This window comes from Alteromonas sp. C1M14, from assembly GCF_018860965.1.
Classification (GTDB): Bacteria; Pseudomonadota; Gammaproteobacteria; order Enterobacterales; family Alteromonadaceae; genus Alteromonas.
On the sequence record NZ_JAHKQF010000015.1, the window covers coordinates 509,749 to 525,731 of the forward strand.

14 protein-coding genes are annotated in these 15,983 nt (G+C 46.3%); 9 read left to right on the forward strand and 5 right to left on the reverse strand.

What is annotated here, in order from left to right:
* Positions 1-159: 159 nt before the first annotated feature.
* On the reverse strand, positions 160-2,736 hold the full coding sequence (locus KO501_RS14620; RefSeq protein WP_216030401.1) for a TonB-dependent receptor: 2,577 nt from the start codon (positions 2,734-2,736) through the stop codon (positions 160-162).
* 472 nt (positions 2,737-3,208) lie between these two features.
* On the opposite strand from KO501_RS14620, the gene aceK reads away from it, so the two are divergent.
* The 3 genes from aceK (at position 3,209) to KO501_RS14635 (ending at position 7,137) form a co-directional block, all read left to right on the forward strand.
* Positions 3,209-4,930, forward strand: a complete 1,722-nt coding sequence (gene aceK / locus KO501_RS14625) for a bifunctional isocitrate dehydrogenase kinase/phosphatase (RefSeq protein WP_216030402.1) — start codon at positions 3,209-3,211, stop codon at positions 4,928-4,930.
* Positions 4,931-5,065: 135 nt separating this feature from the next.
* Positions 5,066-5,746, forward strand: a complete 681-nt coding sequence (locus KO501_RS14630; protein WP_216030403.1) for a response regulator transcription factor — start codon at positions 5,066-5,068, stop codon at positions 5,744-5,746.
* Entirely contained in the window at positions 5,743-7,137 is a 1,395-nt protein-coding gene (locus KO501_RS14635) for a HAMP domain-containing sensor histidine kinase (protein WP_216030404.1), read from the forward strand. Before KO501_RS14630 ends, KO501_RS14635 begins: the two co-directional genes overlap by 4 nt.
* A 3-nt stretch (positions 7,138-7,140) precedes the next feature.
* On the opposite strand, the gene KO501_RS14640 is transcribed toward KO501_RS14635, so the two are convergent.
* Both KO501_RS14640 and KO501_RS14645 read right to left on the reverse strand, forming a co-directional pair.
* A complete protein-coding gene (locus tag KO501_RS14640; protein ID WP_216030405.1) occupies positions 7,141-7,686 on the reverse strand; it encodes a DUF3833 domain-containing protein in 546 nt (181 codons plus the stop codon).
* A 3-nt stretch (positions 7,687-7,689) separates the two neighbouring features.
* On the reverse strand, positions 7,690-8,226 hold the full coding sequence (locus tag KO501_RS14645; protein ID WP_216030406.1) for a chalcone isomerase family protein: 537 nt from the start codon (positions 8,224-8,226) through the stop codon (positions 7,690-7,692).
* A gap of 136 nt (positions 8,227-8,362) precedes the next feature.
* Here KO501_RS14645 and KO501_RS14650 point away from each other — a divergent pair, with 136 nt between their 5' ends.
* The 4 genes from KO501_RS14650 (at position 8,363) to nspC (ending at position 12,192) form a co-directional block, all read left to right on the forward strand.
* Complete coding sequence (locus KO501_RS14650; protein WP_216030407.1) at positions 8,363-9,271, forward strand: pyridoxal-phosphate dependent enzyme; 909 nt, start codon at positions 8,363-8,365, stop codon at positions 9,269-9,271.
* A 153-nt stretch (positions 9,272-9,424) separates the two neighbouring features.
* Positions 9,425-9,751: a hypothetical protein gene (locus KO501_RS14655; protein ID WP_252728431.1), complete on the forward strand. Its 327-nt coding sequence runs from the start codon at positions 9,425-9,427 to the stop codon at positions 9,749-9,751.
* Between the two features lie 93 nt (positions 9,752-9,844).
* The gene (locus KO501_RS14660) at positions 9,845-11,047 is read left to right on the forward strand and encodes a saccharopine dehydrogenase family protein (protein WP_216030409.1); all 1,203 of its coding nucleotides are present in this window, start codon (positions 9,845-9,847) and stop codon (positions 11,045-11,047) included.
* Positions 11,048-11,061: 14 nt separating this feature from the next.
* The gene (gene nspC, locus KO501_RS14665) at positions 11,062-12,192 is read left to right on the forward strand and encodes a carboxynorspermidine decarboxylase (RefSeq protein WP_216030410.1); all 1,131 of its coding nucleotides are present in this window, start codon (positions 11,062-11,064) and stop codon (positions 12,190-12,192) included.
* A gap of 6 nt (positions 12,193-12,198) precedes the next feature.
* On the opposite strand, the gene KO501_RS14670 is transcribed toward nspC, so the two are convergent.
* Positions 12,199-12,465, reverse strand: coding sequence for a hypothetical protein (locus KO501_RS14670; protein WP_216030411.1), 267 nt, complete (start codon positions 12,463-12,465; stop codon positions 12,199-12,201).
* A gap of 72 nt (positions 12,466-12,537) precedes the next feature.
* Entirely contained in the window at positions 12,538-13,383 is an 846-nt protein-coding gene (gene rsmI / locus KO501_RS14675; RefSeq protein WP_216030412.1) for a 16S rRNA (cytidine(1402)-2'-O)-methyltransferase, read from the reverse strand.
* A gap of 198 nt (positions 13,384-13,581) precedes the next feature.
* Here rsmI and KO501_RS14680 point away from each other — a divergent pair, with 198 nt between their 5' ends.
* Together KO501_RS14680 and KO501_RS14685 are read left to right on the forward strand one after the other, a co-directional pair.
* Positions 13,582-15,606, forward strand: coding sequence for a penicillin-binding protein activator (locus KO501_RS14680; RefSeq protein WP_216030413.1), 2,025 nt, complete (start codon positions 13,582-13,584; stop codon positions 15,604-15,606).
* On the forward strand, positions 15,607-15,954 hold the full coding sequence (locus tag KO501_RS14685; protein ID WP_216030414.1) for a YraN family protein: 348 nt from the start codon (positions 15,607-15,609) through the stop codon (positions 15,952-15,954).
* Positions 15,955-15,983: the final 29 nt, after the last annotated feature.

Here is a 15,983-nt window from a genome sequence, read left to right on the forward strand (position 1 = left end):
TTTCAGCATACAGTAAACAAATATTTGAAGGCATGGGGTATTTTACGTATTTAATATCAACCAGTTGAAAGCCAGTTTGCGGGAAGACATTGGATAAAAAAAGCCGAAACGAACAACGTCGTTTCGGCTTTAGTCAGTATGACTTGTTATATCACTGTATTAGAAAGTATAGGCAATTTTGCCGTATACGTAGCGGCCGGTGAAGCCGTACGGTGAAAAGCCAGAGTAAGGGAAGATATTGGAAAAGGTCGTTACATCGTCCACTAAGTTGCGAGTCGCTTCTGGATAAACATCAAACAGGTTGTTGGCACCTAAAGAGACCGACACACTGTCTGTCACCGCCACCTTCATGTCTAAATCGGTGATCCATTCAGCCGGTACAATCTCGTTACGGGCTTCTATGGATGAAGGGTCTTCCACTTCACCGTAACGAGTGGTGCGCAATGTCACCATATAACGGTCGTAGCTCCAAGTAACGCCTAAGTTAACCTTGTTATCAGGAGAACTGGTCTCAAAACGTCGTAGCTCAACATCATCAAATAGGTTGCTTTGATCAAAGCCCGCTTCCGCCAAAATAGCCGGTGCTTCGATGATATCCGTCACTTCGTTATCATTGAAGTTAATACCGGCGTTAAAGTTAAACGCTCCCCACTCTTGAGTACGCAAGGTATAGGTTGACACAATGTCGACACCTTGGGTGCGAGAGTCGATGGCATTTAAGAAGAAACGAGCACTGGTGGCACCGGAACCCTCTAACAAGGCTTCGATAGCATCCCCAGATAAGTTATTTGACAATACAATGCGATCATCGATGTCAATGCGATAGAAATCCACAGAAAGGTTAAAATCAGCGTTAGGTGAGTAAGTAAAACCTGCGCTGTAGTTCTCAGATTCTTCCGCATCAAGGCCTGGACTGCCTAACGACAAGGCAACGTCACTGGATGGGGCAAAGGTACCAGTTTCAGCCGGCTCGCCATCAGCACCAAATACCGTAGCGATAGAGGTAAAGTATTGTTGTTGCAGCGACGGTGCTCTAAAGCCTGTTGAAATTGAACCGCGAAGGGCAAAGGATTCAGTAACCGTCACACGATGTGACATTTTCCAGTTAAATGTGCTGCCAAAATCGGAATAATCTTCATAGCGCCCTGCGACGGCTACGTTCCAATTTTCCAGTACATCAGCTTCTACATCAACATAAAAACTGTAGTTGTGGCGGCTGTTTTCACCTGCAGATTCCGGTGTAAAGCCAGGGAATACCTGGGATCCTGCCGCGCCATAGGCATCATCTTCATCTTCTCTAACTGTTCCGCCCACACCATACTCGCCGCGGATATAGGAGCTTTCTTCGCCAGCGACAATTTCATAACTTTCATGGCGATATTCAGCCCCCATAGCAAAATTCATTTCACTATAGAAAAGTTTGGTGTCTACCAAACGAGAGGCATCAGCATTCACCACTGTAGTGTTATATTTCAATTCACCGGCATTAAAACTTGTAGGGCTATCTGGCCCTAACGATGTATTAAGGCTATTTACTACGCCGTATTCCAATGCGTTTTGGCCATGGGTAACTGAGATATCGTAGTTCCACACATCGCCATAACCTTTTAACCCTGCCAGTACTGAGGTATCTGCTATGTCGGTTTTGATGTAAGGCAAAAAGCCATCAGGATAAATCGATAGAATGTTTCTATCGTCTGACGCTCTTCGATAAAAACCGCCACCAATAGAGTTACGCTTGCTGGCACCCGCGGTCGCGTAAAATTCAACATCGTCACTGACGGCTTTGCCGGCATTGACGAATAAAGCAAAGTCTTCAACTTCGCCGTTTCCATACACATGGTTATAGCGATTAACGGTGAGCTCTCTAGGATCAAGATCGCCATTTTCATCACGTGCATAGTTTTCACGCTGGTCAAAATCAGCGCGATTGGCTTCACCACGATCACGGTATTCGGCAGACACATTCACATACCCATCGTCACCCCATTCAAAACCGATATTGCCTCGCAATGTGAGTGTTTGGCCATCCGTCAGTTCCCGATCCGATCCCGTGGCAAAAGCAAGATCACCATTATCATCAATGCTTACGCCTTCTAAATCGGGCACGCCATCCATGGTGGTCACGTTAGCGCCATAGGTCGCTGATACTTCACCGCCTTCGCTGGCGTCTTTTAAAACAATATTGATAACCCCTGCAATGGCGTCCGAACCGTATTGAGCCGCAGCACCGTCACGTAAAACTTCAATACGTTTGATGGCATTAGCAGGAATCGCGTTAAGGTCCACCGCAGAAGATCCCCGGCCGACAGAGCCGTTTAGGTTAACCAAAGCACTGGTATGGCGACGCTTTCCATTAACTAAAACCAAGGTATGGTCCGGCGCTAAACCACGAAGTTGTGCTGGGCGCACATGATCTGTGCCATCGGTAACCGAAGGTTGAGGAAAGTTAAAACTGGGAAGCAAAGAGTTGAGGATCATGTTGGTTTCAGTCAACCCCGTTGCCTGAATCGATGACGCATCAATAATATCAATGGGTACGGGAGAATCATTTATCGTTCGACCGACACGTCGAGAACCAACAATCTGGATTTTTTCCAGATCTTCGTCTGAAGCGGCAGTGGATTCGGTCTGCGAAAAGGCAGAAGAAGAGGCAAAAGATAACGGTAAACCGACAATGGCCGCCGCAATCAACGACGGAGTAAACGTGCGGATTTTGCACTTGTCTTGTTGCATAGTTGTGTTCCTGGATGATTTGAGTGTTATTTTCGGCTTACTAAACAGCAGCAATCCGATCATTTTTTGTCTTTTCTGACGTCAGGGCACAGCGAGAGACAGTCTGTATAGACTTATTATTATTAGAATGGCAAAGCTCATAGTAGCTGACTGCGCGACAGTAAATCATAACACTATAGACGTCTACAAGTCTAAAATCAGAATACTTAATAGATTTTCATCAAATACTCAGTGCCCATCAACCGTCCTCCCATAACAAGCGACGCCGTTCCCCGGCAACGGCAACAATTTCGCGCAACCGCATTTTTACCCCTTAAAACATTAAAGACTTCCCCCTCACTTTAATAAAAAGCCTTAGTCCTTACTGCTCTGTTTACTGTGTAAATTGATTATAGTGGTCATTCATGACAGTGACTTCACTGAGCACACCGATATGGTAGGGTTAGGATGAGAAGTTTTAACGGAAATGGTAATGACCGATACCCGACTGGCTAAAAAAATCGCATTTCAAATTCTGACCCACTTTGACAAAAGTTACCGCTGGTTTACGCGCATCACCCGAGGTGCCCAGCAACGATTCGAAAATGGTGAATGGGCCGCAACCCAACTCGCTTCCACCGAACGCATTAATATTTACGAAACCTGCGTATCAAAAGCCACGGCCGAAATATATCATCAGGTAGAGATCCACCAGCAAAATCCGGCGTTTTGGCGCGCTATGAAAGACGCCTACAGCTTGTTGTTAGGCGCACACCCTCAGTTTGAATTGGCCGAAACCTTTTACAACTCCATTATTGGCAAGCTTTTCCGCCACCAATCTTTTGATAACAGCGTAATGTTTGTGCTCCCTAGTCGCTGTTTTTTACCTGGGCACGACCGAGATAAGGTCGTTAACCGCTTTGATACCAATCACACCGTTTCGCAAATGTACGGGGCCATTTTTGAAATCTATCGATTTAAAGCCCCCTTTGAAGATAAAGCCCGCGACATTCAACATCTGGAAGCCGCCTTACGTCGTCGACTAAGTACCGAGCAACTGGCCCGTGTTTATAGCGTGGAAATGTTAAAACCGGTGTTCTATCGAGGAAAGTCGGCCTACTTAATTGGTCGCATTTGTATGCCCGATGAAACCCTGCCCTTTGTGATCTCCCTGCATACAAACGAAGACAATGCCATTTACGTGGATGCTTTACTCACAGAACGCCAAGATCTATCGGTGATTTTCGGTTTTGCCCGTAGTTATTTTATGGCGGATACCCAACACCCTGTGGAAGTCGCTTCGTTCTTACAAGAGTTGATGCCGAACAAAAAACACTTTGAATTGTATATGTCTTTGGGCCACCACAAGCACGGTAAAACGGTTTTCTACCGAAACTTTTTAGCCCACATGGAAGACAGCAGTGATAAGTTCGAACGGGCCCCCGGTATTCGTGGATTAGTGATGATGGTGTTTCATCTGCCCTCATACGGTGTGGTCTTTAAAATCATCAAAGACTCTTTTGCCGAGAGTAAAAAAATTACCCGACAACATGTTAAAGACTGTTATAAGCGGGTCAAGATGTCTGATCGCGTGGGGCGCATGGCCGATACCCATGAATACGTGAACTTTCGCTTTCCATTAGATCGCATTGCACCAGAACTGTTGCAGGAATTAGAAGAAACCTGCGCCTCTAGTCTTGTGATCACTGAAGACGCGCTGATCATTAAACATTTATACATAGAGCGTAAGATGACGCCATTAAACCTGTATCTGCAACAGGAAACCGATGCCGATAAACTACGCCATGCCATTGATGAACTTGGCCTATGTATTAAGCAAATCGCATTAGCGAATATTTTCCCGGGCGACATGCTGCACAAAAATTTTGGTATTACCCGTCATGGACGGGTGATTTTCTACGACTACGATGAAATTTGTTTGATGAAAGAACGAAATTTCCGCGCCTTGCCCAAATCAGACGACCCCTACGCCCTCGATACCCTTTCCGTGGCACCAAACGATGTATTCCCAGAGCAATTTGAACACTTTATTGTTGGCAAAAAGCAATTCAAAGACATACTGAAAGCCCTTCACGGCGACCTTATGACCCCAGAATATTGGCGGTCGGTACAGGTTATCGCGGCAAAAGGGGAAATAACTGATTTCACCCCCTATAATCCAGATAAGCGATTTGTGCGGCCAACGAAAAATTAAACTTATGTCATATAGATAAAAATGTGACCGTTTCAGAAAATGGAAGTGATCAACTTCCAGTCCTGTTGCCGTAATCATACATGGGGAAGTCGATTTCCTTATTCATACATGCATTAAGGTGACAGAGTTGTAATTATGAAAGTATTAATCGTTGAAGATGACCACACCGTTGCCACTCACGTGAGTGCTGGGCTGCAAACAGCTGGGCACACAAGTTTCCATAAAAGCGATGGTGCCAGCGGGCTAAACCTAGCGCTAGAAGACGATTTTGATCTCGTGATTCTAGACATTATGCTACCTCAAATGGACGGATTTACGGTTCTTGAACACATTCGCGAAGTTAAACCCCACCTTCCTGTTTTATTGCTTAGTGCCAAAAGCCAAGTAGATGACAAAGTTCGAGGGTTACGTTCAGGGGCTAACGATTACCTCACCAAACCCTTTGCCATTGAAGAGTTACTTGCAAGAGCTGAGGGGTTAGCCGGACGCGGCGCCAACAATGCCGGTGAAACCAAGCTGTGTGTAGGCGATCTCACTTTGGATTTACTGCGCCGTAAAGTGATGCGCGGCGATACAGAAATTGATTTGCAGGCCAAAGAGTTTCAACTGCTTGAATGCCTTTTGCGTAACCGAGGCAAAGTGGTTACCCGCAGTATGCTGTTAGAACGGGTATGGAATTATCACTTTGATCCGCAAACAAACCTTATTGACGTTCATATCAGTCGCCTACGGCAGAAGGTGGATCGTACCTTTAATATCCCCTTGATTGAGACGGTTCGAGGTACTGGATACCGCATAGCCGAGACCCACGATTGATAGCCATCGGCACCTTTACTCGAAGTTCAAGCTTTCGGGTGGGGATCTTATTTACGGCCTTGTCCTTTACGGGGATCTTCTTTGTTTTTTATTATTGGTCCGTCGCGGATACGGAAAATAATATCACCGAAACCCGCCAAGCGTTGGCAGCGGAACGGTTCGCGTTCGAAGAAATTTATCGGTTAGGCGGTGAAAAAGCCGTCAAGCACTCGGCACAACAACGGTTAACCGCGCTGCAACCCACTAGCTTCATTGGGCTAGAAGACGCTGATGGCAACATATTTCCTTCCCCCCTTAGCGCGCTACCTGTAACCGATAATGTATCTGGGCCCACGGTAATGGCGTTGCCTGTTAATGTTTATTTTAATCGCCTTCCTGAACAGGATAATGGCGCTAACCGTCACCACCGCGTGCTTGTTGATTCTTTATCTCTTGGACAACTACGGTTAGTGATTGGCAAAGACGTGGAACACCATTACACCCGTCAGTTTCTTGGTCAGGCGCTAGGTGGACTATTTGTCGTCATGCTTTTAGCCATCGCTATCATTAGCTTCTTAGTTGCCTTGTATGTGGTTAATCGTATAAATCGTATGTCCACCACGGCCAGCGATATCATGGATACGGGCAACTTGAGCGCACGGATGGAAATTGACAGTAATTGGGATGATTTAAGTCGTCTAGCCGTGGTGTTCAACCACACCTTAGCGAAAATCGAAAACTCGGTTAAAAATATAAAACAAGTCTCTGATAATATCGCCCATGATTTACGTACGCCTTTATCTCGCTTACGCAGTAAATTAGAACGTTTACCCGACAGTCACTTACGGGATGATGCCCTACATGAGGCTGACAGTCTTCTGGCTATCTTCAATAGCCTGCTACGCATTGCCGATGTGGAAAGTGAACGCCAACGTGCCGGGTTTAGTGAGGTGCAATTAGATTTAGTGGTCACTGACATTGTCGAGCTGTATGAACCGATTTTAGACGATATCGGCATATCGATTACCACCAATATTCACCCCATTGCCATAGAGGGTGACAGGCACTTGCTGTTTCAAGCGTTAAGCAACCTCTTGGATAACAGCATTAAATACGCCGGCGAGCACTGCCAAATTAAAGTGGAATTGTCTGTGGTAGGTGAGCGAGTCATTATTGGTATTTTCGATTCTGGACCGGGCCTTGCTGCGGCCCAATTTAGCCATTTAGAAAAACGCTTTTACCGCGCAGAGCAAAGTCGCACCACTCCCGGTAATGGATTGGGCCTTGCCATGGTAAGTGCGGTGGCATCGCTGCATTACGGTAAGATCTGGTTCGTTGACGACCCGTTATGTACCGGCAGTGGCTTTGGCACGGTGATAAGTTTGCCGGTACGTCAAAAAAACGGGGGGTGACCCTCAACGAGGCTGACGTTGCATAAAAATGGTCACTTCTGCCATTTCAATACCAAACTTTTTAATGTAAGAACGATTCATCATGGCGTCCTCTCCCATCGAAAAGAACCAATCGTCAAAGGTCACCGCATAGGTATCATCACCCACCGGTAAATCCATGCTGTAATTAAAATTAAAGGCATTCCCATAACTGGTGCCTGTAGCAAAACCGGTAATGTCATCGGCTTCACCGCGAAATGTAGCGTCATTTATCTTGGTTATCCGCCACGTTCTCGAGGCTGGGCCACTGCCCAACTGGTAAGTAAAGGATTCATCGAGTACAAGCACATTACCTTGCTGGCTTGGCATGATATCCACCGTAAAGCGTTGAATCACATTGCCCGAACGGTCTTGAACAATTCCCCAAGCCTTCACCGGCACACTGAAAAAATCATTCAGAGAAAAAACAGGTTGTTGGTTTTGATATTGTTCACCCTCTAGTGACCGGGCGCATCCTGTTAGCATAAAAACGCCCACAAGCACCATCCACCATTGCGTCACTTTCGCCATTTCTTACTCTCCAATTAACTCGCTGCGCATTTTCGGTTCTGATGTTTTTTCTCCTAGCCATATAGCAAAAAACGCGGAGGAAAAATCTTTATCATCAATGCTACCCAGTAAATTACCGTTTAAATAAAAATGCGTGACATTTTCGCGGTCAAACACCCCAGAGATTTTGTCGCCCTCATTCACATCAGGAAATAAGTCGGTCATGGTTGAACGCCATTGAGATAAGGTATCAGCCTCATACTTGCCTTGCCGACTCATTTCTTTGATCGAACGCTTTGCGATATCGCTACCTGAAAATTCTCGCAAATAAGTTAGGGTTAGCACGTATGGCGGTTGATCTTGCCAACGGCCCTCGGGGGCATACAGCACGGCATCGTAAATATCCCAGAACATAAACGTAAAGCGAGTACTTCCCACCTTAGTAGAATCATTTAGCGCAAAGCTCGCCGTCTTCTCTACGCTAGTTCTCCCTTCTTCACCGTAGGCGGAAAGGGAGATACAGCAAAACAAGAATATGCAGGGTTTAATCCAGTATTTCATTATGAATGTCACGATTTGGTTTGATGAGTATTGTTACCACTTTTGCCTTGTGAATGATCATTTATTACTATTTGTTCATCTTCCACCTTTACGACAAAACCTGCTGCAGGTTTGTGTTGCTCGGTATTGAGAAATCATGAACAACGCCATGCAGATTGAATCTGCGCTCAATTTAACCCTTCCTTCACCGGTGCTTCCCTTTTCACCTAACTGGCCAGGTGCAGAAAAGGTAACCATGCACATTAAACGTGATGACCTCATCCATCCGGTTATTTCCGGCAACAAGTGGCGCAAATTAAAGTATACCTTTCGTGCCCTTCCACCTGCCTGTAAACACATAATGAGCTTTGGTGGCGGCTACTCTAATCATCTCCATGCCTGTGCCTATTTATGTATGCGCAATAATATTGCCATGACGGCAATGGTAAGAGGCGACTACTCACACAATCTAACGCCCATGCTTCACGATCTTAAAAACTGGGGAACAAGGGTTCAGTTCGTCGACAAGAAAACCTATCAAAGGCGTACAGAGCCCGGCTACCTGGCTCACTTACATCAGCAATATCCACATACTTTCATCGTGCCAGAAGGCGGCAGTCACGCACCGGCGCTACAAGGGGTCGCTGAACTACTAAGTGAAAATCCTCAAACCTTCGACCATGTTCTGGTTCCTGTCGGCAGCGGTGCGACTCTCGCGGGACTAATTACCGCATTGAAACCGCCACAAAGCGCAATAGGCATTGCAGTTCTCAAAGGCAAGGGATATCTTGAGGACTTGGTACGTGGGCTACTGCCCCGCGAGTACACCGATAAAAACTGGTCTATTGCACATGATTACCATGGTGGAGGCTACGGAAAAGCCCCCTCTTCCCTCGTCGAATTTTGTAACCTGTTTACCACAGAGTTCGAAATACCTATAGAACCTGTGTATTCAGGTAAATTGATGTTTGCAGTAAAAGAAATGTTACGTACGGGGTATTTCCCTGATAACAGCCGGCTCTTATTACTTCACACCGGCGGAATGCAGGGCGCAAGGCCAAGTTGATCTACACGTGTTTTTTTCCCGTTACTATAAAGCAGGCGATGGTTGTTGTCGCTAATGTGATCTTTTAGGGGACAAGCTTTGATTACAAACCCGCAAAATCTGCCCGAACCCTTGCAATTGTTAGTAAGCAGATCGCTGCACTTGTGTGAGCTTATGCTGCCACACTGTAGCGCCCTTTATCCCTTTGCTGCCATTTATGAAGAAGGGCGCGTAGGGTGCTTGTTTGCCGATGATCGCAGCGGCGAGCAAAACGAGAGTTATCTCATTGAACAGCTACAGTGGCGTATTATTGATACCACCACAGACACACAAAGTTACAGTGTGCTTGTCTACGCTGCCACGGTAACGACGGACAGGCACAAGCAACTTAATGCCATAGCCATCAATGCCACCGACCCGAAGGGAGACGAAACCATGCTGCTTTATCCCTACTTTCGTGTGGGTAAGAAAATTGTGGTCTCTCCTCCTATTCCTGGTTGAGTTTTCATCGTTTATCAACAACTATGCTTGCCAAAATGCTGATCTCTGCTAGCATTCAGCGAAAATTTACCTAACGGTTCGGAATCAAAAATTATGTCTCGTGTTCTCATTATTGGTGCCGGCGGTGTTGCCGCTGTAACAGTAAAAAAATGTGCTCGGTTACCCGAGTATTTCGATGAAATCTTTCTTGCTAGCAGAACCGTTTCCAAATGTGAAGCGCTGCAAAATGAAGTAGGCGCAGACCGAGTAAAAGCGGTATATGCGGTAGACGCTGACGATGCCAAAGCAGTAGAAAATCTTATTGTTGAGGTACAACCTGACTTGGTAATAAACCTCGCCCTTCCCTACCAAGACCTGCCCATTATGGATGCTTGTCTGGCCACCCAAACCGATTATTTAGATACCGCAAACTATGAGCCCAAAGATGTGGCCAAGTTTGAATACAGCTGGCAATGGGCATACCAAAATAAATTCAAGGATGCGGGGATCATGGCGTTATTGGGTTCAGGCTTCGATCCTGGCGTTACCAATGTGTATACCGCCTACGCCGCAAAACACTATTTTGACGAAATTCACTACTTGGATATCGTGGATTGCAATGGCGGTGATCATGGCCAAGCGTTTGCCACTAATTTTAACCCTGAAATTAATATTCGAGAAATTACCCAACGGGGTCGTTATTGGGAAAATGGTGAATGGAAAGAGACCGACCCATTAAGTCTGCGGGAAGATTTAGACTATCAAAACATTGGGGTACGTGCTTCATACCTGATGTTCCATGAAGAACTCGAGTCCATCGTAAAACATTTTCCTTCCATTAAACGCGCGCGTTTTTGGATGACCTTTGGTGATGCTTACCTCAACCACCTGAAGGTGCTAGAAGGGATTGGCATGACCAGTATTGAACCGGTGGAATTCCAAGGCCAAAAGATCGTCCCTCTTGAATTCCTTAAAGCCGTATTGCCTAACCCCGGCTCTCTTGCCGAAGGCTACACGGGTATGACCTGTATCGGAACCTATGTCACCGGTATTAAAGACGGCAAAGAGAAAACCATCTTTATATACAATAACTGTGACCATGCAAAATGTAACGAAGAAGTGGGTGCCCAAGCGGTGTCTTATACAACCGGTGTGCCGGCTATGATTGGCGCCATGATGATGCTGCAAGGCAAGTGGAAAGCCCCTGGCGTGTGGAACATGGAACAATTCGACCCGGACCCTTTCATGGAAGAGTTGAACAAACATGGTCTGCCTTGGCAGGTACTTGAGTGCGACCAAAGCCCTTTTAAACGCTAACGGGAGACGGGTGGTTGACTGACTTAACATTACGTCGTGATATTCCTTCTCCTTGCTATGTGTTAGAAGAAGATAAGCTTATTCACAACCTCATGCTAATGAAGCGCGTTCAAGACGAATCTGGTGTGCGTATTATTTTGGCGCTTAAAGGGTTCTCCATGTGGTCGAGTTTTAATATTATTAAACCTTATCTGCATGGTGCCACTGCCAGTTCGGTTTGGGAGGCCAAGTTGGCGGCGAAAATGGGTAAAGAAATCCACGCTTACTCGCCAGCTTATAAAGATAAGGACATCGCCGAGTTAAAGCATTTGGTCAACCACATTTCCTTTAATAGTATTAATCAGTGGCATCAACATCGACAAGCACTTAGCGGTATCTCCATGGGGTTACGGATAAATCCTGAACACCAGGAAGCCGATACACCGCTGTACGATCCCGCTGCGCCGGGTTCTCGACTTGGCATCCGCGCCAGCGAGCTTGCATCGGTGGATATTACCGGCATAGAAGGGTTGCACTGTCATAATTTGTGCGAATGTGACTCTTACGCCACCGCCCGAACCTTACAGGCCATTGAAACCCGTTTTGGTGATTATCTACCCAAAATGAAATGGTTAAACCTAGGCGGCGGCCATCTGATGACGAAGAAGGGCTATGATCTTGCCCATCTCATCTCCACATTAAAGCAATTTAAAGCCCGCTTTCCTAACCTCGATGTGATTCTTGAACCCGGCTCTGCCGTGGCCTGGGACACAGGGCCTCTAATTGCTGAAGTGGTGGATATTGTAGAAAATGAAGGCAAGATCGCCATTTTGGATATTTCGGCCACCGCCCATATGCCCGATGTGCTTGAAATGCCCTACCGCCCAACCATCTTACAGGCTGGCGAAGAGAACGAAAAAGCCTATAACTACCGAATAGGCGGAAATTCCTGCCTTGCCGGCGATGTTATTGACCTGTACTCCTTTGATTCGCCCCTACAACCGGGCGACCGTGTGCAGTTTGAAGATATGATGCACTACACCATGGTGAAAACCACGTTCTTTAATGGTGTAGAGCACCCTAGCATCGGCATCTTGAAACAAAACGGTGACTTCGAGTTAATACGACAATTCACTTTTGAAGACTTTGCCGGGCGTTTATCTTAGGCGCCCTTAAATGACGCAACTCCCGCGACAAATGCCCGTATGGTCGACTTGGCTGTCCAATAGCATTTCGCCATCTAACACAATTTTAAACGGCGTCCCTTCCGGTGCGCTAATATTGTATTCTAACCCATACATGTGATCTTCTTTCACATGTATGGTGGCTTCTTTTTTGGGATAAACCAAATCATAAACGCCGTCATCGTTACGCTCTGCAACCACATCCAGCATCCAGGTGCCTTTGGTAATTTCAATGGATAAATGTTTTTCTAACACAGACGATCCTTACTTTACGAACTGATTCAACATGAGGCCCAAATGAAACACGCCAACATCGTGTATAGGGCGTTAGTTAGAGTCTTTGTGTTCGAGCCCCGCCTGATACAAGGTATTCTTTTTTAATGAATAATGCTCTGCCACAATGGCTGCGGCTTTCTTCAGCGGCAATGCTGCTTGCAACATGATCAACAAATCCATGGCTTCTGCAGGCACCGGCTTTTCTTCTCCCTTAACGCCTGAAATCATCAGCACAAATTCACCTTTTTGCCTGACCGGATCAGCGGCTAACCAGGTTAAAACGTCAGCGGCAGTGCCATCTACATAGGTTTCAAATGCTTTTGTTAACTCTTTACCAATCACGATGCGGCGATCCTGCCCTAAGGTGTCACAGACATCGCTTACCGTATCGAATATACGTCGGGGCGCTTCATAATAAACCGTGGTGAATTCGCGATCTTTCAAAGGGGCTAAGACTTGTTTTCTCGCGCCAGTTTTAGGCGGTAAAAAACCTTCAAACATGAATTTATCAGTGGCAAGCCCAGATGCGCTGAGTGCGGTTACAAAGGCACAAGGGCCTGGTAAGGCAACAATATTAATACCTTCTTCACGACAACGGCGCACCAACACAAAACCAGGATCACTAATCAGTGGCGTACCCGCATCACTCACCAGAGCAATACTCTCCCCCTCTTTCAGACGCTGACAAAGCATGGCAGTACGCTTGCTTTCATTGTGCTCGTGTAACGATAATGACCGCGTATTTATGGAAAAGTGTTGCAATAGCCGTTGGGTATGGCGGGTATCTTCCGCCGCGATCCAGCTTACGCTTTTTAGCGTTTCAATGGCTCGGCTAGACATGTCATCAAGGTTCCCAATTGGGGTTGGCACAATAAAAAGTGTCGCTGTCTCGACCATTCATTCATTTCCTTTAAAAAAACCACCTCAAGGTGAGGTATTATTACTGTCATACTCAATGTCGATACTGACACGGCACAATTCCGCCGACGAACAAAATGAGTGTACCATGACCCAAGTACAGTTTAACGACGCAAGCATAGATTTTCTGCCTGTATTCGTTAAACTGACCAAGTCTGACCGTAAAAGGAATCCTTTGTGAATTTGTCTGTTTTTATTTCTCCCGTTGCTACCTTTAGTTTAGTGGCTATTACCTTGATAATGGCAGGGTGCGAATCAACGCCTAAACAACCTACTGAGGTACGTAAACCACAGCCAACAAAGCAGCAAGAAACCGTTGTTGCGGTTACACAAACCGCTGAAGCATTAATAAACGAAGCCCGTAACAGTTGGCAAACCGAGCGAGACGAAATTAAACGGGATGACTATTTACTTGATGCTGCCGAAATAGCACTCGCCCAGGGTAATCGTCTTCAAGCCCAACAGCTCTTATTTGCACTCAAAAAATCGTCGCTCACCGACCAACAAACTCAACGTCTAAATCTTTACATCGTAGAGTCTTACCTGCACGACCCTAAAGCCGATGAGGCCACCTTACTCACCCTTTTAAGTCCACTAGCAGAAGATGAAAACATCAGACAACGTCAGCTTGAAGCCCAAAAAGCACTTTACGAAAAACAGCAACAATGGCTAGCTGCGGCCAATACACTGGTTACACTGAATCGCCAAACCCCCGCAGCCACCAAGCAGGTTTGGACATGGGTCAAGAAAACCGATAGCCAACAACGACAACAAGCAGAAAGCCAATATCCCAATCTTGAACCTTACCTTGCCCTGTATAATATAGCCCAAACCGCTGGACTTGATAGCCAGCGTTTTAGTCAGGAAATTGAAACCTTTAAACACGTTTACCGTGGGCACCCCTTAGTAGCGACCCTACCTGATGATATTCAGGCTCGCCTCGCCTTGCCTGCTAGCGCCCCTGATGACATTCTGGTATTACTGCCTTTAAGCGGCAAACTCGGTGATACAGGGCGCACAATTAAAGCGGGAATGCTCGCCGCTTACTACGATAAACTAGCCAAAAATCCTCAACTGCACCCTACTACCCTGACGTTTTTTGATACTGTCAACAAAGACACTGATGCCCTCGTTGATGCCATTTCAGGTTATCAATGGGTTGTGGGCCCTTTGCTAAAAGAGAATGTGGATGCCATTACCCCCTATGTTCCGGCTACAACCACGTTGTTAGCACTAAACCGCAGTGATACGAACCAAGACACCCAGACACTTTCTCCGTTGCTACCGGTCAGTAACCTCGTTAGCGATGACACAACCGCCACTGTCTTACCTGAGGCTACCCTTCCTACGGTTTCTCTTGCTCGCCCTAAACCCCATGCGTTTTTTGCATTGGCCCCCGAAGACGAAGCACGACAATTGGCGCAATACATCTTTCATCAAGGCTTCGCCTCTCCCATTGTGGTCGCGGCACAAAGCAGCATCAACCAACGGATGAAGAGTGCGTTTGAGGCCCAATGGCAATCGTTAAATGCCAGTAGAGATCACAATGATAAAGTTAAACTCGTGTCGGTGGATTTTACCGACAGTAATAGCCTTAAAACCGGTATTACAGAAGCGTTGGGGGTGGCCCAAAGCCGCGACCGAATTCGACAAATTGAATACATGCAAAATGAAAAACTGTACAACGTACCGCGCAATCGTCGGGATGTTGATGGCATCATAGTCTTTGCATCTCCAGCCCAAACCGAATTACTTAACCCCATGGTAGAAGCCAGCCTAAGCCCCTTTAATGGCAAGACAGTTCCTGTGTTTGCCACGTCTCGCTCCATTGCTTATGACGATACAAAAAATCAGTGGCGGGATCTGCAAAACGTACGTTTTCTGGATATGCCATGGATGATGCCAGAAAACCAATGGGCAGATTTTCAAGCCACGGTAAAAGCATTATGGCCACGGCGCAATACTCAGATGTCGCGCCTATTTGCATTTGGTGTAGATGCCTATAATTTACTGCCTGATGTGGCGGTACTGATGACCTTGTCGCAAACGCAAATAGAGGCGTTAACAGGCGCTTTGCGTATAGATAAACAAGGCAATATTGTCCGCACTCTTCCCCAAGCGGTGATTCAAAATCAAAGCGTGCGTCCACTGACCTCATCGCTTCAATCCCAAACAAATACCACGGCGTATTCGGGGCGATAGATGCGTGTAACTGCCAAGGATATCGGCAATAAGGCGGAAGCGCGGGCAAGAAGCTATTTAGAAGAGCAAGGATTGCTTTTTTGCTGCGCTAATTATTCGGCCAAAACCGGCGAGTTAGATCTTGTCATGCAAGATGCCGAAACCTGGGTCTGCGTTGAAGTTAAGTTTCGTGAAGATGACGGCTTTGGTCGAGCGGTAGACTTTGTCACTCCAGCCAAACTAGCTAAAGTACGACGTACTTTTGAACATTTTCTTATGGCTCAGGGTCTTAATCCATTACACACACGGATGCGAATAGATGTGATAGCATTAGACGGAAACCAGTTATCATGGTTGAAGAACGTTTAATTAGCCCATGACAAGATCACTAAATAATA

Coding starts and splice junctions, on each gene's coding strand:
- KO501_RS14655 (WP_252728431.1), top strand. CDS start 9,425: ATGCTGCCACACTGTAGCGCCCTTTATCCCTTTGCTGCCATTTATGAA.
- KO501_RS14685 (WP_216030414.1), top strand. CDS start 15,607: ATGCGTGTAACTGCCAAGGATATCGGCAATAAGGCGGAAGCGCGGGCA.
- KO501_RS14650 (WP_216030407.1), top strand. CDS start 8,363: ATGAACAACGCCATGCAGATTGAATCTGCGCTCAATTTAACCCTTCCT.
- aceK (WP_216030402.1), top strand. CDS start 3,209: ATGACCGATACCCGACTGGCTAAAAAAATCGCATTTCAAATTCTGACC.
- KO501_RS14630 (WP_216030403.1), top strand. CDS start 5,066: ATGAAAGTATTAATCGTTGAAGATGACCACACCGTTGCCACTCACGTG.
- KO501_RS14620 (WP_216030401.1), bottom strand. CDS start 2,736: ATGCAACAAGACAAGTGCAAAATCCGCACGTTTACTCCGTCGTTGATT.
- KO501_RS14660 (WP_216030409.1), top strand. CDS start 9,845: ATGTCTCGTGTTCTCATTATTGGTGCCGGCGGTGTTGCCGCTGTAACA.
- rsmI (WP_216030412.1), bottom strand. CDS start 13,383: ATGGTCGAGACAGCGACACTTTTTATTGTGCCAACCCCAATTGGGAAC.
- KO501_RS14640 (WP_216030405.1), bottom strand. CDS start 7,686: ATGGCGAAAGTGACGCAATGGTGGATGGTGCTTGTGGGCGTTTTTATG.
- KO501_RS14645 (WP_216030406.1), bottom strand. CDS start 8,226: ATGAAATACTGGATTAAACCCTGCATATTCTTGTTTTGCTGTATCTCC.